The following is a 19,008-nucleotide window of genomic DNA, read 5'->3' on the forward strand; positions in this document are numbered from 1 at the left end:
CGGCGTGGCCGGGGCCGAGCCCGGCCAGCACCTCGCCCGGCGAATGGGCGCCGAGCCGGACCCGCGACAGCGCGATCAGCCCGACCAGCAGCGCCGCCGCCGCCGCCGCCATGCCCCGGCGGGCCGGCGTCTCGCCCCGCGCCAGCAGCAGCGCCAGCCCGCCATAGGCCGCGAGGCTCATCGCCACATGGCCGCTGGGGCTGGCCTGGGCCAGACCGGCGACGGCGCCGCCGCAGGCCCCGAACAGCAGCTTGAGCCCGGCCACCCCCCCGCCGCAGCCGGCCACCGGCAGCAGCAGCGCCAGCGCGATCCGGCCGCCGCCGCCCCAGGCGAGACAGAGCGCCACCGCCGATACCAATGGCAGGATCACCCCGCTGTCGCCGAAACCGCTGATCAGCCGCCAGACCGCCTCATCCACCATCCGTTCCCCTCGTCCGTCCCCGCCGTCGCGCCGGCCGCGATCGGGGATTGCCACCGCCCCCGCCATGGGCCACATTGGCTCCAGGCCTCCGGTCGCGGATCGGCGGATCGCCCCGGCCGGGGACCGGGCCGGGGGCGGTCGCCCAAGACAGCACACGGACCGGTCATGCCCTCTCCGCCCAGAACAGCGCCCCCCGCCGGCCGCACCGCCGCCGCGCAGCAGGTGTCGACCCGCGACCTGCTCAACACCCTGTTCTATTACCGCTGGACGGCGACGAGCGTGGTGGCGGGCTTCCTGCTGCTGGGCCTGCTGGTGGCGCTGCTGGTGCCGCCGACCTACCGGGCCGAATCCCGTCTGCTGACCCTGTATGCCGGCTATTATGACATGCAGATCGACCGCCAGACCAACCGCGCCGCGCCGTCGTTCGACCCGGCCCAGGTGGTCAATGTCGAAACCCAGATCCTGACCAGCCCGGAACTGCACCGCGCCATCGTCGCCGAGCGGCTGGGGCCGTCGGCCGATCCCGAGGCGATCGAGAAGGCCTTCCGCCGCTTCGAGGACCATTTCCATCTCGAAAAGATCGAGGGCGCCAACGTCATCGACCTGTCCTATGTCGATTCCGACCCCCGGCTGGCGGCCGAGGTGCTGAAACAGCTGATCGAGCGCTATTTCCGCCAGCGCGCCGGGGTGTTCTCGATCGGCCGGGTCGAGTTCCTGGTCGCCCAGCGCGACAAGGTGCGGGCCCAGCTCGACAAGGCCAACGCCCAGCTGATCGCCTTCCAGCGCAGCCACAACGTCCTCAACATCGACGCCCAGATCGCCAGCGCGGTGGCGCTGCACAGCCTGCTGCGCCAGCGCGGCCTCGAAAACGACAGCTCGTTCGCCCAGGATGCCAGCACCCTCGAAACCCTGCGCCGCGAGGCGGCCGGGGTGCCCGCCACCATCGAGCTGTTCAGCGACAACACCGAGGCGGCGCACGCGGTCGATACCATGCACCTGACCCTGCTGCAATTGCAGAGCCGGCGCGCCGACCTCGCCGCCCGCTATCTCGACGGCGCCCCGTTCGTGCGGCAGATGGACCAGCAGATCGAGGACGTCAAGGAGGCGATCGCCGGCCGCACCCCCCATCTGGTCAGCGCCTCGCGCACCGGCCACAACAGCTATTACGACACCGTGCAGGACCGGCTGATGCGGCTGTCGTCCGACGTCGCCGGTGAGCGGGCGCGCAAGGAGGAACTGGAACGCCAGGGCGCCGAGGCGGCCACCACCCTGCAAACCCTGATCTCGGTCGCCAACCAATTGCGGCGGATGGAGATCGACCGCGACCTGCTGGTCGAGAGCTTCAAGAAATTCTCCCGCGAGCTGGAGCAGGCGCGGATCGAGCAGAATCAGGTCGATACCGCCAGCAGCACCAATGTCCGCATCATCCAGGCGCCGCAGCCGCCGACCCGGCGCAGCAACCCGCCGCTGCTGTTCGTCGGCATCGGCCTGCTGGTCGGGCTGCTGGCGGCGGCGCTGACGGTGATGGTGCGCTCGACCCTGCGCGAGACCTTCCTCAGCCCGGAGGAGGCCGAGCGCCGGCTCGGTCTGCCGGTGCTGTGCGCGCCGATGGGACCGCCGCACCGGCCGCCCCCGGCGCTGCGGGCACTGGCCGCCCTGCTGCGGCGGCGCCCCGCCGCCCCGGCCGGAGCCCCGACATGAGCCGGCTCGGCGCGATCCTGCCGGTCAAGACCCGGGGCCGGCATTACGCCGACAACATCGCCCGCTGCGACATCCTGTTCTCGTCGCTGCGCGCCTTCACCCCGCCCGCCACCTTCGACCGCTTCCTGGTGGTGGTGCCGCACGACGAGATGGCGGCGGCGCGGGAGTATGTCCGGGCCTGGAGCGACTTCCCGATCGAGCTGGTCGATGAATCCGAGCCGATGGCGGTGTTCGCCGAGTTCAACCAGCCGCACCAGATCCGCCCCTGGCACCGCCAGCAGATCATCAAGCTCAACGCCCCGGCGCTGCTCGACACCGATTTCATCATGGTGTTCGACCCCGACGTGTTCGCGGTGCAGCCCTTCACCCGCGACGACCTGATCCTCGACGGCCGCGCCCTGACCTATCCCCAGCCGCGGATGCGCGAGCCGCATCTGTGGCGGCCCTCGGCCGGCCTGCTCGAGCAGGAGCCGCATCTCGACCGCGACGGGATCTGGTGGACCCCGGCGATCCTGGCCCGCCCGCTGCTGCTCGACCTCCAGTGCCGGCTGGAAGAGCTGTACCACCAGGACTGGAAGCGGGTGCTGCTGTCGCACTACATGATCGACTGGACCGAATACACCCTCTACTGGCTCAACGCCGAGCGGGCCGGGCTGATCGAACGCTATCACACCCTGCCGCCGCCCGGCCGCCGCGCCCTCCATGTCGAGGACAGCGTGTGGTATGCCGGCAAGGGCGGGCGCAATCTCGAACAGTGGGACGCGCCGCGCCATTTCGGCCCCGACGGCGCCGGGCTGTTCGCGGTGGTGCAGAGCAACACCCACCTGCCGCCGGCGCGGGTGGTGGACAAGCTCACGCCCTATCTGCCGATCCGGCTCCAGCCCTACCGGCGCGACACCGACCCGCTGCGCCGCGCGGTCGAGATCTATGCCGCGCTGGCCCGGCGCGGCCTCGGCCTGCTGCGGCGGATCTCGGGGTGATGGGGACGGGGGTGACGGTCCGTGCCGTCCTGCTGGCGCTGCTGCTGGCGCCGTCGGGTGCCGGCGCCCAGGAAAGCGCCCTGACCCAGCCCCGGATGCAGATCTATGCCGGGCCGCTCCATCGCGATTATCTCGGCTGCCTGACCTGCGGCCAATACGAGGTGTCGTCGGTGTGGAACGGCCATGGGCCGTTCGGCTGGGACAACCTTTATGCCGACCACAGCCATTTCGCCCGCTACCGCGCCCCGCGCGACCGTTATTCGGCCTGCGACCCGTTCGCCGCCGACCCGCCGATCCTGACCGACGTGTCGGGCAAGGAATATGGCCGGCTCAACGTCTCGACCACCCGGCCGGACTCGATCTGCGGCCCCAACGGCGCCCAGGGGATCTGCCAGACCCTGACCGCGATGTGCCGGCGCACCGCCGAAACCACGCCCTGACACCGAAAGGATCCCCGGTCGGGGCTGCCGCCCCGGCCCCGCCCGGAGGCTGGCGCCTCCGGACCTCCGCTGTTTTTAGGGCCTTACCGGCCGGTGGAGGATTTGAGGGTGGGGTTGTCGATGATGATGTCGCGCAGATAGCCCGGGCCGAGGGTGCGCTCGCCGATCAGCAGCAGCCGGCGGCGGATCGCCTCGGTGTCGAGCGGCTGGTCGGGGCGGACATTGGTGCCGAGGAAGGTGATCATGTCCTCAAGAAAGGCGTTCTGCAACCGGGGCAGGTTGCGGGCGACCACCTCCTTGTTGCGGGAATCGACCTCAAGCCGGACGATCATCTCGGCCTGACGCTGGATCTCGCGGTTCTGGATCACCGGCACCATCAGCAGGCCGAAATCGACATAGGCCGGCGGCGAGGCCGGTGGCGGCGGCGGCGGGCCGTCACGCTCGACCGGCGGATTGACCAGCCCGAGCTTGGCCAGGGGATCGACCCCCCAGTAGTACAGACCGCCCACCACCGCCGCCAGCAGCAGCAGCAGCGACACCACGATGAAAATCACCCGGATCACGTCTCGATCCCTCCCCGGATCGCTGCCCCCCGACCCGGGGGGTCACGGCGCGGCGCGAAAATGCCGCCACCCCCCCCGCGTCAGGGGAAGGGTCACGCCCTGTTGATCAACCACGCTGACCCCCGCGCCGGCAACGATGGTGCCGATCCGGGTCAGCGGCGGATCGCCCGCCGCCGCCAGCGCCGCCACCGCCCCGGCCGGGGCGGCGAACAGCAATTCATAATCGTCGCCGCCACACAGCAGGTCGGCCAGCGTCACCATTCCCCCGGCCAGGGCCCGGCGGGCCGGGGGCGACAGCGGAACCCGTGCCGCCTCCACCCGCGCGCCGACGCCGGAAACGCGGCAAAGATGGCCGAGATCCTGAACCAAACCATCGGAGATGTCCATCGCCGCCCCGGCGCGCCCGCGCAGAAGCGGCCCCAGCGCCACCCTTGGCTGCGGCAGGCGGTAGCGATCCGCCAGGAAGGCGACATCCGCCGCCGCCAGCGCCGGCAATTGGCCCCGGGCGGCGCGCAGCCCAAGCGCGCCGTCGCCGATGCTGCCCGACACCCACAGCTCGTCGCCGGGGCGGGCGCCGCGCCGTTCCAGCCCCTGGCCGGCCGGCACCCGGCCGAGCGCGGTCAGCGACAGGGTCAGCGGCCCCGGGGTGGCGACGGTGTCGCCGCCCAGCAGCGGCAGATCGAAGGCGGCGAGATCCCGCCCCAGCCCGGCGGCGAAGGCGCGCAGCCAGTCGGGGGTGACGTCGCGGGGAAAGGCGGCGGCGAGCAGCGCGCCCACCGGCGCCGCCCCCTTGGCGGCGAGGTCGGACAGATTGACCCGCAGCAGCTTGCGGGCAATCAGGTCGGGCGGGTCGTCGGCGAGGAAATGCACCCCGGCGACCATCGCATCGACCGTCAGCACGGTGTCCCAGCCCGGCCGCGCCGGCAGGAAGGCGGCGTCGTCGCACAGCCCGCGCGCCGCCGGATCGCCCCGGGTCAGCGGCGCGAACAAGTCGGCGATCAGGCTGAATTCATCGACCGCCCCGGCGGCGGGGCCGTTGTCCTGGTCCATCGCGTTCCCGTCGCGGCAAAAGGCGGGGCTCAGCCGCCCCGGCCCATCTCCTGCGGCCGCAGCTGCTGACCGATGCGGTCGAGCACGGCGTTGACCAGCCCGGGCTCGGGGCCGGCATAGAAGGCATGGGCGACATCGACCCATTCCGAGATGCACACCCGCGCCGGGGTCTGCGGCCGGGCTTCCAGCTCCCAGGCGCCGCCGCGCAGGATCGCCCGCAGCACCGCCTCCAGCCGCTCCACCGTCCAGTCGCCGGTCAGGGCGGCGCCGATCCGCTGGTCGAACGCGGTCGGGTCGGCGGCGACGCCGCGCACGATGCGGCCGAGCAGCGAGGAATCCGGCTCGGCGATCGGGCCACGGCGGGGCGCCTCGGCGCGGCGGTCGCGGTCGTCGGACAGGGCCTGCTCGACGTCGGCGCCGGTCATCTCCATCTGGTACAGCACCTGAACCGCGACCAGACGGGCGGCGCTGCGGCGCGCCACCGAGGGATTGACGCTCATTGCGCCAGCCCCAGATCGCGTTTCAGCGCCAGCATCCGCAGGCAGGCCCGCGCCGCCTGACCGCCGAAATTGCGCCGGGCCGGATCGGCGCGGTTCTGCGCCTGGGCCTCGTCATGGCAGGTCAGCACCCCGTTGCCCAGCGCGAGGCGGTGGCCGACCGCGAGATCGGTCAGGCCGCGTTCGCACTCGGTGGCGATGTGGTGGTAATGGTCGGTCTCACCGCGAATGGCGCAGCCCAGCACGATGAAGCCGTCATAGCGCGGCGCGCCGCCCCGCTCCGCCGCGGCGAGATGGAACGCCAGCGCCGCCGGCAGTTCGAAGATGCCGGGCACGGTGACCAGATCGTGGGCGTGGCCGGCGGAATCCAGCTCGGCGCGAGCGCCGGCCAGCAGGCCATCGGCGAGATGATCGTAGAAACGGGCCTCGAGAATCAGGATACGGGCCATCAGGGTCTCCCTAGGGGGTACGGAGCGCGTGCGGGGGAAACCCCTCCTTGAGCGCGACTCGGCCCCAGAAGTCAAGATGTTCTGGCGGGCTCCCGCCCGCACCCGGCCGGGGCGATGCCCCGGACCCCCTTTATTTTCGAAAATAAGGGGGTTTGGGGCTCGCCCCAAGCGGGGCGCGGGGCGGCAGCCCCGCCGTCAGGCGGCGTCGATCGGCCGCTGCTCGACCACGGCGAGACCATAGCCGTCGAGGCCGACGATGCAGCGCCGGGTGTTGGACAGCAGGATCATCCGCCGCACCCCGAGATCGAGCAGGATCTGGGCCCCGACGCCATAATCGCGCAGTTCCGACACCGAGGGCCGGCCTTCGAGCTGGGCACGCACCATCTCCGACAGGCTGGTCGGGCGGGGTTCGCGCACCAGCACCACCACGCCGCAGCCATGATCGCCGATCAGCTCCATCGCCCGGTGCAGTTCGCCGGCCTTGCCCGAGCCCTGGTCGCCCAGCACGTCGTCGAGCACGTTGATGGCATGAACCCGCACCATCGCCGGGGTGTCGGCATCGATCGTCCCCTTCACCAGGGCGATGTGCTCGGCGTAATCGACGGTGTTGGCGTAGACCCGCATCCGCCAGTCGCCACCCCACTTCGAATGGAACGGGGCTTCGAGGCGGGATTCGACGGTGTGCTCGGTGCGGCGGCGGTAGGAGATCAGGTCGGCGACGGTGCTGACCTTGAACCCGTGCGCCTGGGCGAAGGCGATCAGGTCGGGCATCCGCGCCATCGAGCCGTCGTCGTTCATGATCTCGCAGATCACCCCCGACGGGTTGAGCCCGGCCAGGCGGGAGATGTCCACCGCCGCCTCGGTGTGGCCGGCCCGCACCAGCACGCCGCCCTGGCGCGCCACCAGCGGGAAGACGTGGCCGGGCGAGACGATGTCGGCGGCGCCCTTGGCCGGATCGATCGCGGTGGCGACGGTGTGGGCGCGGTCGGCGGCGGAAATGCCGGTGGTGACCCCCTCGCGCGCCTCGATCGAGACGGTGAAGGCGGTTTGCAGCCGCGAGCGGTTGTCCGAGTTCATCAGCTTGAGGCCAAGCTGATCGACCCGCTCGCGGGTCAGCGCCAGACAGACCAGCCCGCGACAATGCTTGACCATGAAATTGATCGTCTCGGCATTGGCGAACTCGGCCGGAATGATCAGGTCGCCTTCGTTCTCGCGGTCCTCGTCATCGACCAGGATGAAGGGCCGCCCCGCGCGGGCGTCCGCGATGATCTCGTCGATGCTCGACAGATAGTCCCGATAAGCCGATACCACCGTGTCAGTCCTTTTGCAGCAGCCGGGCGACGTAGCGCGCCAGCATGTCGATTTCCAGATTCACCGCGTCACCCGGACGATAGCGACCGAAGGTGGTCACCGCCTGGGTGTGGGGGATGATGTTGACGCCGAAGCGATGCCCCTCGGCATCGTCCTCGACCTCGTTGACGGTCAGCGACACCCCGTCCAGCGCCACCGACCCCTTGGGGGCGATGAAGCGGGCCAGCGTGTCGGGCACCGCGAACACGAACCGCTTGGATTCGCCGTCGGGGCGGATCGCCGCGACCCGGGCCAGCCCGTCGACATGGCCGGAGACCTGATGGCCGCCCATTTCGTCGCCAAGGCGCAGCGCGCGTTCGAGATTGACCGGGCTGCCTTCCTGCCAGCCGCCCAAAGTGGTGCAGCCGAGGGTCTCGGCCGAGGCCTCGACCGCGTGCCAGCCCGGCCCGGTCTCGACCACGGTGAGACAGACGCCGTTATGGGCGATCGAGGCGCCGATCGCGATCGTGGCGGGGTCGTAGCCGCTGGCGATCTCGAACCGGGTCTCGCGCCCGGGGGCGCGAACCACCCGCCGCACCTCGCCGAGCGCGGTGACGATGCCGGTGAACATGGCTGGTCAGGTCCTTCTTGCTGTCAGATGCGGGAATAGGTTTCCATCAGGTCGGCACCGACCGGCACCGCCTCGATCCGCTCGAAATGGGGGGTCTGGGACAGATGATCGACCCCGAAGCCGGTCAGCGCCGCCAGCCCGTCGCCGCCGATCAGGCGGGGGGCGCGGAACCACACCAGCCGATCGACCAGCCGGTCGCGCACCAGCGCCGCCGCCAGCCGGGCGCCGCCCTCGACCAGCAGCCGGGTCAGCCCGGCCCGGCCCAGCGCGGCCAGCGCGGCGCCAAGATCGACCGAGCCGTCGGCGGCGGCGGGGCATTCGAACAATTCGATCCCGGCGGCGGCGAAGGCGCGGGCGCGCTGGGCATCGCCGCCTTCGAGCGTCACCACCCAGGTCGGCACCGCCCGCGCGGTGGCGGCGAGGCGATGGGTCAGCGGCAGGCGCAGCCGGCCGTCCACCACCACCCGCACCGGCGAACGGTGGGCCAGCCCGGGCAGGCGGCAGGTCAGATCGGGATCGTCGATCAGGGCGGTGCCGCTGCCGATCATCACCGCGTCGGATTCGGCGCGCAGGCGATGGGCGGCGGCGCGGGCGGCCCCGCCGGTGATCCAGCGGCTTTCGCCGCCATGGGTGGCGATGCGGCCGTCGAGCGTGCTGGCCAGCTTCAGCGTCACCAGCGGCCGGCCCAGCTCGATCCGCGCCAGGAAGCCGGCATTGACCGCGCGCGCCTCGGCCTCGAGCAGCCCTTCCTCGACCACCACCCCGGCCTGACGCAGCAGGGCGATCCCCCGCCCGGCCACCCGGGGATCGGGATCGCGCAGCGCCGACACCACCCGGGCGATCCCGGCGGCGATCAGCGCCTCGGCGCAGGGGGGGGTCTTGCCGTGATGGGCGCAGGGTTCCAGGGTGACATAGGCGGTGGCGCCGCGAGCCAGGGCGCCGGCCATCGCCAGCGCCTCGGTCTCGGCATGGGGGCGGCCGCCCGGCCGGGTGTGGGCGCGGCCGACCACCCGGCCGTCGGCGACGATGACGCAGCCGACCGACGGATTGGGCCACACCCGCCCCAGCCCGCGCCGGGCGAGGCCGAGGGCGGCCTGCATGTGGGCCGCGTCGGCGGCGGGATCAGGGCGCGGCCGGTCCAATCATCGTCCCCAGGAAATCCTCGAAGTCCTTGGCTTCGCGGAAATTGCGGTAAACCGAGGCGTAGCGGACATAGGCGACCTTGTCGAGTTCGAGCAGCACCTCCATCACCTGCTCGCCGATCAGCTTCGAGCTGATCTCGCTCTCGCCCAGGCTTTCCAGCCGGCGGTGGATGCCGTTGACGATCCGCTCGATCTGTTCCTCGCCGACCGGACGCTTGCGCAGGGCGACCCGGATCGAGCGGGCCAGCTTGTCGCGGTCGAACGGCACCCGGGCGCCGTCCTTCTTGACCACCACCAGATCCCGGATCTGCACCCGCTCGAAGGTGGTGAAACGCGAGCCGCAGGCCGGGCAGCAGCGCCGCCGCCGGATCGCCGAATTATCCTCGGTCGGCCGGGAATCCTTGACCTGGGTGTCGTCGTGGCCACAGAACGGGCAACGCATACGGTCCTCCGCGCAGACGGGCGGGTACACAAACAGGCGGGGACGGCCTCAACCGCCCCCGCCCTCGATCACGCTTCCCCGATCGGCCGCCGATCAGCCATAGATCGGGAACTTGCGGCACAGATCGGCGACGGCGGCACGGGCCCGGGCCTCGGCCGCGCCGTTGTCGTCGGGGTTGGCGGCCAGACCGTCAAGCACGTCGCCGATCAGCTCGCCGACCTGACGGAACTCCTCGATGCCGAAGCCACGGGTGGTCGCCGCCGGGGTGCCGAGCCGGATGCCCGAGGTGACGGTCGGCTTTTCCGGGTCGAACGGGATGCCGTTCTTGTTGCAGGTCATGCCGGCCCGCTCCAGGCTGGCCTCGGCCGCCTTGCCGGTCAGCTTCTTCGGCCGCAGATCGACCAGCATCAGGTGCGAATCGGTGCCGCCCGAGACGATGTCGAGGCCACGCTTGACCAGGGTGTCGGCCAGGGCGCGGGCATTGTCGACCACCTGACGGGCATAGGCCTTGAACTCGGGGGTCAGCGCCTCGCCGAACGCCACCGCCTTGCCGGCGATGACATGCATCAGCGGGCCGCCCTGGATGCCGGGGAAGATCGCCGAATTGATCTTCTTGGCGATGTCGGCGTCGTTGGTCAGGATCATGCCGCCGCGCGGGCCGCGCAGGGTCTTGTGGGTGGTGGTGGTGACGACATGGGCGTGCGGCATCGGGTTGGGATAGACCCCGCCCGCGACCAGACCGGCGAAGTGGGCCATGTCGACCATGAAATAGGCGCCGACCTCGTCGGCGATGGCGCGGAAGCGGGCGAAGTCGATCTCGCGCGGATAGGCCGAGCCGCCGGCGATGATCAGCTTCGGCTTGTTGGCGCGGGCCAATTCCTCGACCTCGGCGTAATCGATGCGGGCGTCCTGCTGGCGCACGCCGTACTGCACCGCCTTGAACCACTTGCCCGACTGGTTGGGGGCGGCGCCATGGGTCAGGTGGCCGCCGGCGGCCAGCGACATCCCCATCACCACGTCGCCCGGCTGGGTCAGGGCCATGTAGACGCCCTGGTTGGCCTGCGAGCCGGAATTGGGCTGGACGTTGGCGAAGCCGGCGCCGAACAGGGCACAGGCGCGCTCGATCGCCAGCTTCTCGACCACATCGACGAATTCACAGCCGCCATAGTAACGCTTGCCGGCATAGCCCTCGGCGTACTTGTTGGTCAGCACCGTGCCCTGGGCCTCCAGCACCGCGCGCGACACGATGTTTTCCGAGGCGATCAGCTCGATCTGGCCCTGCTGGCGCGCGAGTTCGTCGGCGACGGCGGCGGCGATCGCGGGATCGCGGTCGGCCAGGGAAGTGGCGAAGAAGGCGGTGGTGGATTGGCTGGACATCGGGTTTCTTTCACACGTCGGTACTGAGGGGAACGATCAGGGCGCGCGCGGACTATTTCTCGCCGAATTCGCCGAGCTTGGCGACGCGGCGGGCGTGGCGCCCCCCTTCGAACGGGGTTTCCAGGAAGATCCGCAGGCATTCGCGGGCGATTTCCGGCCCGGTGGTGCGGCCGCCCAGCACCAGCACGTTGGCGTCGTTGTGCTGGCGGGCCATCCGCGCCCCGAACCCGTCATGGACCAGGGCGGCGCGGATGTGGGCGTGACGGTTGGCGGCGATCGAGATGCCGATGCCGGTGCCGCACACCAGCAGGCCGCGCTCGGCCCGCCCTTCCTTCAGCGCCCGGGCCAGGGCCAGCGCGAAATCGGGGTAATCGACCGAGCCGGGGCCGTCGGTGCCGAGATCGAGCGCGGCCCAGCCGAGCGCCGGCAGATCGGCCGCCAGCAGCGCCTTCATTTCGAAACCGCCATGGTCGGAAGCAAGAGCGAGGATGGGTTGGGGCATTCGGACCGGTTCCGCGAGGTCATCGAAGCGGTCTAGATACCATATGTCGCCCGGCAATGCCAATGCGCCACCAGTTGCTGGGGCATGCGCCACGGGCCGCCGCCGCGCCCGCCGCCGCCGCCCGGCCACGCCTGCCGCGCCATTGGGCACCCGCGCTGTCCTGCCCAGCTTTCGCCACCGTTCCGCCTTCAATAGAACACGAAAAACGGACAGAGAGACTGACCGATTTGCGTCTTGGGGCGGCGATGATTACTGACAGGTGGCATTGTCGCAAGAATTCGTTATTCGCCGATGGAAGTTTTGAATTGACACGGTTGCTTCACCCTGTCTTCAATATGCCCAACCCAACAACGATAACTGGCGGACAAAAAGATGAGCGACACGCCCCCGGAAAAGACCAATCGCGATGATCTGCTGCGTATGGCCGTCGACGTGGTTGCGGCTTATGTCGGCAAGAACCCGATTCCGGCCGGACAGCTCCCCGACCTGATCAATACGGTCTACGGCTCGCTGTCCTCTCTCGACAGCGCCCCGGCCGAAACCAAGCCGGAGGCGCCCAAGCCGGCGATCCCGGTCAAGCGCTCGGTGACCCCCGATTACATCATCTGCCTGGAAGACGGCAAAAAGCTCAAGATGTTGAAGCGGCACCTGCGCACCACCTACAACATCACCCCCGACGAATATCGCGCCAAGTGGGGCCTGCCGCCCGATTACCCGATGGTGGCGCCGAACTACGCCGCCCAGCGTTCCGATTTCGCCAAGAAAATCGGCCTTGGCCGCAAGGGCAGCGAGAGCGACGAAGAGACCCCGCGGCGCGGCCGCCGCTGATCCTTTTGCCTCCCCCGCCTCCGGATGCCGGAGGCGGGAGCGCCCCGGGGGCGGCGGCTCAGGCGAAGCCGTCTTCCTCCGCCGCCCGGCCCCCGTCCCGACGGCGGGCGAGGACATAATCCAGCCGCCGCAGCACCTGGAGACGCATCAGCGTCTCGCCGGCATTGGCCGGCATCGACAGCGACACCTCGGTCATCGTCGGCACATGGAAGGCCGACACCTTGACCAGGGCGCCGACGCGGCGGAACTCGAACAACACCTCGCCCTCGATCGCCATCCGGCCCTCCCGTCGCCGCAGGCCGGCCCCGCGCCGTCCGCCGGGGTGCCGCCCTTGCCTGAGGCGGCCAGGATGATACCCTTCGCCGCCTGCGTCCATCCGTAAGCTCCCCCCTTCGCCGAGACCGACCGCCATGACCGCTCCCACCGACACCGCCCTGCTGCTGCGCATCGCCGAGGCGCTCGAACGCCTCGCCCCGCCGCCGCCGGCCCCCAGCGACCTCGCCGCCGCCGACGCCTTCGTCTGGTCGCCCGATCCCGACCGGCTGGAGCCGATCGCCAGCGTCAACCGGGTCGAGATCGACCTGTTGCAGGGGATCGAATCCCAGCGCGAGCAGCTGCTGGCCAACACCCGCCGCTTCGCCCGGGGCCTGCCGGCCAACAACGCCCTGCTGTGGGGCGCGCGCGGCACCGGCAAGAGCTCGCTGGTCAAGGCGGTCCACGCCACCATCAACGCCGAGACCCCCCGCGCCCTGGCCCTGGTCGAGATCCACCGCGAGGACATCCCCACCCTGCCCCGCTGCCTGCATCTGCTGCGCGACAGCGGCCGCCGTTCGATCCTGTTCTGCGACGATCTGTCGTTCGACCAGCAGGACGACGCCTACAAGTCGCTGAAGGCAGTGCTGGAAGGCGGCATCGAGGGCCGGCCGACCAACGTGGTGTTCTACGCCACCTCCAACCGCCGCCACCTGATGGCGCGCGACATGATCGACAATGAACGCGCCACCGCGATCAATCCCGGCGAGGCGATCGAGGAAAAGGTGTCGCTGTCCGACCGCTTCGGCCTGTGGCTCGGCTTCCACCACCTCGACCAGGAAACCTTCTTCGCCATCGTCGAGGGCTACGCCCGCCGCCACCGCCTCGCGATCGAACGCGAGGAGCTGCGCCGCGCCGCCAACGAATGGACCGTCACCCGGGGCGCCCGCTCCGGCCGCGTCGCCTGGCAGTTCATCCAGGACCTCGCCGGCCGGCTGGAACAGACGCTGGACTGAGGCCGCCCCGCGCGCCTCGCGCGCAAACATAAATTGGTCAGGCGGGCTGCCGCCCGCCGGCCCGCTCGGGGAGCAAAGCTCCCCGAACCCTTCATTGATTTATCAATATTGATGAAAACAAAGGGGGTCCGGGGCATCGCCCCGGCGGGTCCGCGGGCAGAGCCCGCGTAACGAAGAGGTCTCAGGGGGCCGGGATCAGGCGGGCGATCTCGGCATCGGCGGCGGCGATGGCGGCGGCGCGGGCATCGGGGCCGAGGGCGACGCCTTCGGCGCGGATCACCACGGGGTCGGTGATGCCGAAGAAGCCGAGCACGGCACGCAGGTAGGCTTCCTGGTGATCGAGCGCGGTTTCAAACGGGGTGCCGGCATAGCGGCCGCCGCGCGACGAGGCGATGTAGACCTTGCGGCCGCCGGCCAGCCCGACCGGACCGGATTCGGTGTAACGGAAGGTGCGGCCGGGCTGGGCGACCCGGTCGATCCAGGCCTTGAGCTGGCTGGGGATCGAGAAATTGTACATCGGCGCCCCGATCACCACCGTGTCGGCGGCCAGCAATTCCTCGACCAGCTCGTTGGTCAGGGCCTGCTCGGCGCGCTGGCGCGGGGTCAGGTCGTCGGTCTTGCCGAACTTGACCACCGGCAGCGCCTCGGCGTCGAGATGGGCGGGCGGGGCGGCGGCCAGATCGCGCGTCACCACCGTCGCGGCGGGATCGGCCGCAATCAGCGCGGCGACGATGTGATCGGTCAGCAGGCGCGACACCGAGGCGGCGCCCAGCGGGCTGGAATCAATACGCAGAATGGTCATCGGAGGCTCCCTGGAATGGTTCCGGAATTGGCCTCAGCTTGCGCCGCCGCGAGAAAGGGAACAATCTGGCGTTTCCGGGATGAACTGTTGCGGAAACGGCAAGAATGGATCGCCTCGCCGCCCTGACCGCCTTTGCCGCGGTGGCCGAAGCCGGCTCGTTCGCGGCGGCGGCGCGGCGGCTGGGCCGTTCGACCTCGCGCCTCAGCCGGCAGGTGGCCGAACTGGAGGCCGCGCTGGGGATCCGCCTGCTGCACCGCACCACCCGGGCGCTGACCCTGACCGAGGCCGGGCGGTCCTATCACGAGCAGGTGGCGCGGATCCTGGCCGAGCTGGAGGCCGCCGACCTTTCGGTCGGGCGGTTGCAGGCGGCGCCGCGCGGCCGGCTGCGGGTGGCGGCGCCGATGAGCTTCGGCGTCTTGCATCTGGCCCCGGCGCTGCCGGCCTTTCTCGAGCGTTATCCCGAGATCGACCTCGACATGGCGATGAACGACCGCTTCGTCGATCTGGTCGAGGAAGGGTTCGACCTCGCGGTGCGGATCGGCCGGCTGGCGGAATCGAGTCTGATCGCCCGCCGGCTGGCGCCGCTGCGGCGGGTGCTGTGCGCCAGCCCGGCCTTCCTCGCCGCCTACGGGACACCGCGCACGCCGGACGATCTCGCCCGCCTGCCCTGCCTCGGCTACAGCAACCTGTCGCCGCAGGAGGATTGGAGCTTCGTCGATCCCGCCAGCGGCCGGCCCTGGCCGGTGCGGATCAAGGCCCGGCTGCGGGTCAACAATGGCGACGCGCTGCGCCTCGCCGCGCTGGCCGGGGTCGGGCTGGCCCCGCTGCCGAGCTTCCTGGTCGGCCCCGACCTCGCCGCCGGCACCCTGGTCAGCCTGCTCGATCCCTATCTGCGCCAGGAGGGGGCGATCCACGCCGTCTATCCCCCGGCCCGGCCGCTGTCGCCCAAGGTGCGGGCCTTCGTCGATTTTCTCGCCGAGCGGTTCGGCCCCCGCCCCTATTGGGAACCGCCCAGTTTTGAATCATGACAAAAAGATCATCCCGGCGAAACGGTGCGGTAAGGCGGCCGGAGGTAGTCTTTCATCATCAGCTTTCGGGATCAGCCACTCGAAAGTCGTCCAAGTGGATCTCCTTCGGTTCTCCCCCTCCACGAGCCCGCCGCCGTCCCCCCACGGCGGCGGGTTTCGCGTTTGAAACCAACGTCTGAGGCGGGCTGCCGCCCGCCGGCCCGCCCGGGGCGATGCCCCGGACCCCCTTTGTCTTTATTGATAAAAGAAAGGGGGTTTGGGGCATCGCCCCAAGCGGGGCGCGGGGCGGCAGCCCCGCTGATTCGTTGCGAGTGCGCGCGAAGCGCGCGGGGCGGCAGCCCCGCCGATCACCCCCGGGCGCCGCCGAGCAGACCGCGGGCGATCACCTGGGCCTGGATCTCGGCCGCCCCCTCGAAGATGTTGAGGATGCGGGCGTCGCACAGCAGGCGGCTGACCGGATATTCCTCGGCGTAGCCATTGCCGCCATGGACCTGAAGGGCGTTGTCGGCATTGGCCCAGGCGACGCGGGCGGCCAGCAGCTTGGCCATCCCCGCCTCGATGTCGCAGCGGTGGTCGTGGTCCTTTTCCTGGGCGGCGAAATAGGTCAACTGGCGCGCCACCATGGTTTCGACCGCCATCCAGGCCAGCTTGCCGCCGACGCGGGGGAAATCGTAGATCGGCTTGCCGAACTGGACCCGCTCGGTGGCGTAGCGCAACCCGGTCTCCAGCGCCGCCTGGGCGACGCCGACGGCGCGGGCCGCCGTCTGGATCCGGGCGGATTCAAAGGTCTGCATCAGCTGCTTGAAGCCCTGCCCCTCGATGCCGCCGAGCAGGTTGGCGGCCGGCACGGTGAAGCCGTCGAAGCCCAGTTCGTATTCCTTCATGCCGCGATAGCCCAGCACCCGGATCTCGCCGCCGCTCATCCCCTCGGCCGGGAACGGGTTGGCCTCGTCGCCGCGCGGCTTGGGCGCCAGCAGCATCGACAGGCCGCGATAATCGCCGCTGGCCGGGTCGGTGCGCACCAGCAGGGTCATCAGGTCGGAACGGGCGGCATGGGTGATCCAGGTCTTGGCCCCGGTGACGCGGTAGAGGTCGCCGTCCCGCACCGCCCGGGTGCGCAGCGACCCGAGGTCGGAGCCGGTGTTGGGCTCGGTGAACACGGCGGTGGGCAGAATCTCGCCCGAGGCGATGCGGGGCAGCCATTCCTGCTTCTGCTCCGGGGTGCCGCCGAGACGGATCAGCTCGCCGGCGATCTCGGAGCGGGTGCCGAGCGAGCCGACCCCGATATAGCCGCGCGACAATTCCTCGGTCACCACGCACATCGCGGTCTTGCCGAGGCCGAGCCCGCCATAATCCTCGGGCAGGGTCAGGCCGAACACCCCGAGTTCGGCCACCTTGTCGACCACCTCGATCGGGATCAACTGGTCGGCGAGGTGCCATTGGTGGGCGTAGGGGGCGACCTCGGCGTCGGCGAAGCGGCGGAACTGCTCCTGGATCAGCACCAGGGTCTCGTCCTCCAGCCCGGGATCGCCGAAATGATGGCCGTCGCGGATCAGGGCGGCGATCGCCAGCCGCACCGGGGCGGCGGCGCCCTGGCGGCGCAGCAGCCGCTCGGCCGGGTCGCTGAGGGCGTGCAGGTCGGCGGACTCGAGGCCGAGATCGCCGGGGCGGACGATCTCGCCCTGGCTCATCGGGATGCCGCCGTGGATCTGGCCGAGATATTCGCCGAATGCGGCTTGCAGCAGCAGCGATTCGAGATCGCCCAGCCGCCCGGCGGCATCGAGCCGCCGCGCCCAGCCGAGCGTCTGACGCAAGGCGGCAACGGTGGTGGCGAGCCAGGCATAGCCGTGGGCGGCGACCTGATGGCTTTCGAGCAGATCGGCGGCGAGCTTGCCGTCGCGGCTGACCAGCGCGCTCACCCGCTCGCGGGCCAGCGCCTCGATCCGCCCGGCGGCGGCCAGCGCGGCGTCACAGGTGACAAGCAGATCGGGCAACAGAACGCTCATGACGGCCCCCTTGGTAGAAACGACATTCAGCGACGCGAAAGGCCCGGCCCCGGTTGACCCGGGCCGGCCCCGCGCGCAAGAAAGGAAAGGGTTCCAAGGGCCTTGCGGCCCTTGGCGGGTCCGGGCGGAGCCCGGGAAACGCCCCCCTAACCTTCGATGCAATCCTCGACGGTGAGACGGCCGGGCTTCAGCGCCTGGACCAGCACCGCCATGTTGCCCGGCTTGTGCTGGTTGTTGAGCATCCGCATATGGGCGAGCGGGATGTCTTCCCAGGCATAGACCTCGGACATGCAGGGGTCGATCCGGCGTTCGATCACCAGCTGGTTGGCCTGGGAGGCCTGAAGCAGGTTGGCGAAGTGGCTGCCCTGGATCCGCTTCTGCCGCATCCAGACGAAGCGGGCGTCGAAGGTCAGGTTGAAGCCGGTGGTGCCGGCGCAGAACACCACCATCCCGCCGCGCTTGACCACGTTGCAGGAGACCGGGAAGGTCGCCTCGCCGGGATGTTCGAACACGAAATCGACGTCGTTGCCCTTGCCGGTGATGTCCCAGATCGCCTTGCCGAAGGCGCGCACCTTCTTCATGTACTCGGCGAACAGGGCCGGATCGCCATCGACATCGGGCAACTGGCCCCAGCAATCGAAATCCTTGCGGTTGATCACCCCCTTGGCGCCCAGGCCGAGGACGAAATCGCGCTTGTCCTCCTCCGACACCACGCCGATGGCGTTGGCGCCCGACACCGCGATCAGCTGGATCGCCATCGAGCCCAGCCCGCCGGCGGCGCCCCACACCAGCACATTGTGGCCGGGCCGCAGCACATGCGGGCGGTGGCCGAACAGCATGCGGTAGGCGGTGGCGAGCGTCAGGGTGTAACAGGCGCTGGCCTCCCAGGTCAGGTGGCGCGGGCGCGGCATCAATTGCTGGGCCTGGACCCGGGCGAACTGGGCGAACGAGCCGTCGGGGGTCTCGTAGCCCCAGATCCGCTGGCTGGGCGAGTTCATCGGGTCGCCGCCGTTGCATTCCTCGTCGTCGCCGTCGGTCTGGTTGCAGTGAACCACCACCTCGTCGCCGACCTTCCAACGCTTGACCTTCGAGCCGACCGCCCACACCACCCCCGACGCGTCCGAGCCGGCGATGTGATACGGCGCCTTGTGATAGTCGAACGGCGAGATCGGCTTGCCGAGACAGGCCCACACGCCGTTGTAATTGACCCCGGCGGCCATCACCATCACCAGCACTTCGTGCGAATCGATCGAGGGCGTCTCGACCACCTCGACCTGCATCGCCGTCTCGGGCGGGCCGTGGCGCTCGCGCCGGATCGCCCAGGCATACATCTGCCGCGGCACATGGCCGAGCGGCGGGATCTCCCCTATTTCATAGAGATCCTTGGCCCCCGTCCCCGTGGCGGACCCGGCCGGCTTGACGGATTCGTTCATGCGCGATCTCCCTGCACGAGGGCGAACGCCCCGGGTTCTCGGCCCGGTTCCGGTTCGCCTGTTGCGACGCGTTGAGGTCGGTTTTATCGTTTTACCGCTTTTTTTGCAATGCACAAAATGTTAGTTTGTTTCAATCCAAGCCAGTGCTTGGGCAATTA

Annotated in this window: 21 protein-coding genes; 6 read left to right on the top strand and 15 right to left on the bottom strand. The window is 70.2% G+C overall.

The features are described from left to right. Window positions 1-421: phosphatase PAP2 family protein (locus tag ACFSNB_RS10600; protein WP_377316287.1), on the bottom strand; the 421-nt coding region annotated here is incomplete at its 3' end. 165 nt (window positions 422-586) lie between these two features. Here ACFSNB_RS10600 and ACFSNB_RS10605 point away from each other — a divergent pair. From ACFSNB_RS10605 to ACFSNB_RS10615, 3 genes are read left to right on the top strand one after another with little or no spacing between them, the layout of a single operon-like run. Beyond that, a complete protein-coding gene (locus tag ACFSNB_RS10605) occupies window positions 587-2,122 on the top strand; it encodes a GumC family protein (protein ID WP_377316289.1) in 1,536 nt (511 codons plus the stop codon). Then, window positions 2,119-3,102 carry a DUF6492 family protein gene (locus ACFSNB_RS10610; protein WP_377316291.1) on the top strand — a complete coding sequence of 328 codons (984 nt, stop codon included), beginning with the start codon at window positions 2,119-2,121 and terminating at the stop codon, window positions 3,100-3,102. The genes ACFSNB_RS10605 and ACFSNB_RS10610 overlap by 4 nt, the downstream gene beginning before the upstream one ends. Before the next feature lie 11 nt (window positions 3,103-3,113). Continuing rightward, entirely contained in the window at window positions 3,114-3,542 is a 429-nt protein-coding gene (locus tag ACFSNB_RS10615) for a hypothetical protein (RefSeq protein WP_377316293.1), read from the top strand. 83 nt (window positions 3,543-3,625) lie between these two features. Here the strand turns inward: ACFSNB_RS10615 and ACFSNB_RS10620 are convergent, their stop codons facing one another. From ACFSNB_RS10620 to rpiB, 10 genes are all read right to left on the bottom strand, one after another. Then, window positions 3,626-4,105, bottom strand: a complete 480-nt coding sequence (locus ACFSNB_RS10620; protein WP_377316295.1) for a flagellar basal body-associated protein FliL — start codon at window positions 4,103-4,105, stop codon at window positions 3,626-3,628. 42 nt (window positions 4,106-4,147) lie between these two features. Next, on the bottom strand, window positions 4,148-5,155 hold the full coding sequence (gene thiL, locus ACFSNB_RS10625; protein WP_377316297.1) for a thiamine-phosphate kinase: 1,008 nt from the start codon (window positions 5,153-5,155) through the stop codon (window positions 4,148-4,150). Between the two features lie 29 nt (window positions 5,156-5,184). Further along, on the bottom strand, window positions 5,185-5,655 hold the full coding sequence (gene nusB, locus ACFSNB_RS10630; protein ID WP_377316299.1) for a transcription antitermination factor NusB: 471 nt from the start codon (window positions 5,653-5,655) through the stop codon (window positions 5,185-5,187). Then, window positions 5,652-6,101: a 6,7-dimethyl-8-ribityllumazine synthase gene (locus ACFSNB_RS10635; RefSeq protein WP_377316301.1), complete on the bottom strand. Its 450-nt coding sequence runs from the start codon at window positions 6,099-6,101 to the stop codon at window positions 5,652-5,654. Before ACFSNB_RS10635 ends, nusB begins: the two co-directional genes overlap by 4 nt. 195 nt (window positions 6,102-6,296) lie before the next feature. Beyond that, the gene (ribB, locus tag ACFSNB_RS10640; protein WP_377316303.1) at window positions 6,297-7,412 is read right to left on the bottom strand and encodes a 3,4-dihydroxy-2-butanone-4-phosphate synthase; all 1,116 of its coding nucleotides are present in this window, start codon (window positions 7,410-7,412) and stop codon (window positions 6,297-6,299) included. 4 nt (window positions 7,413-7,416) lie between these two features. Next, window positions 7,417-8,022, bottom strand: coding sequence for a riboflavin synthase (locus tag ACFSNB_RS10645; RefSeq protein WP_377316305.1), 606 nt, complete (start codon window positions 8,020-8,022; stop codon window positions 7,417-7,419). 23 nt (window positions 8,023-8,045) lie between these two features. Beyond that, a complete protein-coding gene (ribD, locus tag ACFSNB_RS10650) occupies window positions 8,046-9,122 on the bottom strand; it encodes a bifunctional diaminohydroxyphosphoribosylaminopyrimidine deaminase/5-amino-6-(5-phosphoribosylamino)uracil reductase RibD (RefSeq protein ID WP_377316431.1) in 1,077 nt (358 codons plus the stop codon). Window positions 9,123-9,144: 22 nt separating this feature from the next. Next, entirely contained in the window at window positions 9,145-9,606 is a 462-nt protein-coding gene (gene nrdR / locus ACFSNB_RS10655) for a transcriptional regulator NrdR (protein ID WP_377316307.1), read from the bottom strand. Between the two features lie 93 nt (window positions 9,607-9,699). Continuing rightward, entirely contained in the window at window positions 9,700-10,983 is a 1,284-nt protein-coding gene (gene glyA, locus ACFSNB_RS10660; RefSeq protein WP_377316309.1) for a serine hydroxymethyltransferase, read from the bottom strand. A gap of 52 nt (window positions 10,984-11,035) precedes the next feature. Continuing rightward, window positions 11,036-11,485 (bottom strand): ribose 5-phosphate isomerase B, encoded by a 450-nt coding sequence (rpiB, locus tag ACFSNB_RS10665; protein WP_377316311.1) that lies wholly within the window; start codon window positions 11,483-11,485, stop codon window positions 11,036-11,038. Window positions 11,486-11,857: 372 nt separating this feature from the next. Between rpiB and ACFSNB_RS10670 the strand changes: the two genes are divergently transcribed. Continuing rightward, window positions 11,858-12,313 carry a Ros/MucR family transcriptional regulator gene (locus tag ACFSNB_RS10670; protein ID WP_377316313.1) on the top strand — a complete coding sequence of 152 codons (456 nt, stop codon included), beginning with the start codon at window positions 11,858-11,860 and terminating at the stop codon, window positions 12,311-12,313. Between the two features lie 58 nt (window positions 12,314-12,371). Here ACFSNB_RS10670 and ACFSNB_RS10675 read toward each other — a convergent pair whose 3' ends face one another. Continuing rightward, window positions 12,372-12,590, bottom strand: coding sequence for a DUF6898 family protein (locus ACFSNB_RS10675; RefSeq protein ID WP_377316315.1), 219 nt, complete (start codon window positions 12,588-12,590; stop codon window positions 12,372-12,374). Between the two features lie 133 nt (window positions 12,591-12,723). On the opposite strand from ACFSNB_RS10675, the gene ACFSNB_RS10680 reads away from it, so the two are divergent. Next, window positions 12,724-13,581 (top strand): ATP-binding protein, encoded by an 858-nt coding sequence (locus ACFSNB_RS10680; protein ID WP_377316317.1) that lies wholly within the window; start codon window positions 12,724-12,726, stop codon window positions 13,579-13,581. A 181-nt stretch (window positions 13,582-13,762) separates the two neighbouring features. On the opposite strand, the gene ACFSNB_RS10685 is transcribed toward ACFSNB_RS10680, so the two are convergent. Continuing rightward, a complete protein-coding gene (locus ACFSNB_RS10685) occupies window positions 13,763-14,383 on the bottom strand; it encodes an FMN-dependent NADH-azoreductase (protein ID WP_377316319.1) in 621 nt (206 codons plus the stop codon). A gap of 104 nt (window positions 14,384-14,487) precedes the next feature. Between ACFSNB_RS10685 and ACFSNB_RS10690 the strand changes: the two genes are divergently transcribed. Beyond that, the gene (locus ACFSNB_RS10690) at window positions 14,488-15,411 is read left to right on the top strand and encodes a LysR family transcriptional regulator (protein ID WP_377316321.1); all 924 of its coding nucleotides are present in this window, start codon (window positions 14,488-14,490) and stop codon (window positions 15,409-15,411) included. A gap of 347 nt (window positions 15,412-15,758) precedes the next feature. Here the strand turns inward: ACFSNB_RS10690 and ACFSNB_RS10695 are convergent, their stop codons facing one another. Both ACFSNB_RS10695 and ccrA read right to left on the bottom strand, forming a co-directional pair. Beyond that, window positions 15,759-17,417 (bottom strand): acyl-CoA dehydrogenase family protein, encoded by a 1,659-nt coding sequence (locus ACFSNB_RS10695; RefSeq protein ID WP_377316323.1) that lies wholly within the window; start codon window positions 17,415-17,417, stop codon window positions 15,759-15,761. 146 nt (window positions 17,418-17,563) lie between these two features. Further along, complete coding sequence (ccrA, locus tag ACFSNB_RS10700) at window positions 17,564-18,850, bottom strand: crotonyl-CoA carboxylase/reductase (protein ID WP_377316325.1); 1,287 nt, start codon at window positions 18,848-18,850, stop codon at window positions 17,564-17,566. Window positions 18,851-19,008: the final 158 nt, after the last annotated feature.

Origin of the sequence: Phaeospirillum tilakii (assembly GCF_042683125.1) — a bacterium.
In the GTDB taxonomy this organism is placed as follows: domain Bacteria; phylum Pseudomonadota; class Alphaproteobacteria; order Rhodospirillales; family Magnetospirillaceae; genus Phaeospirillum; species Phaeospirillum tilakii.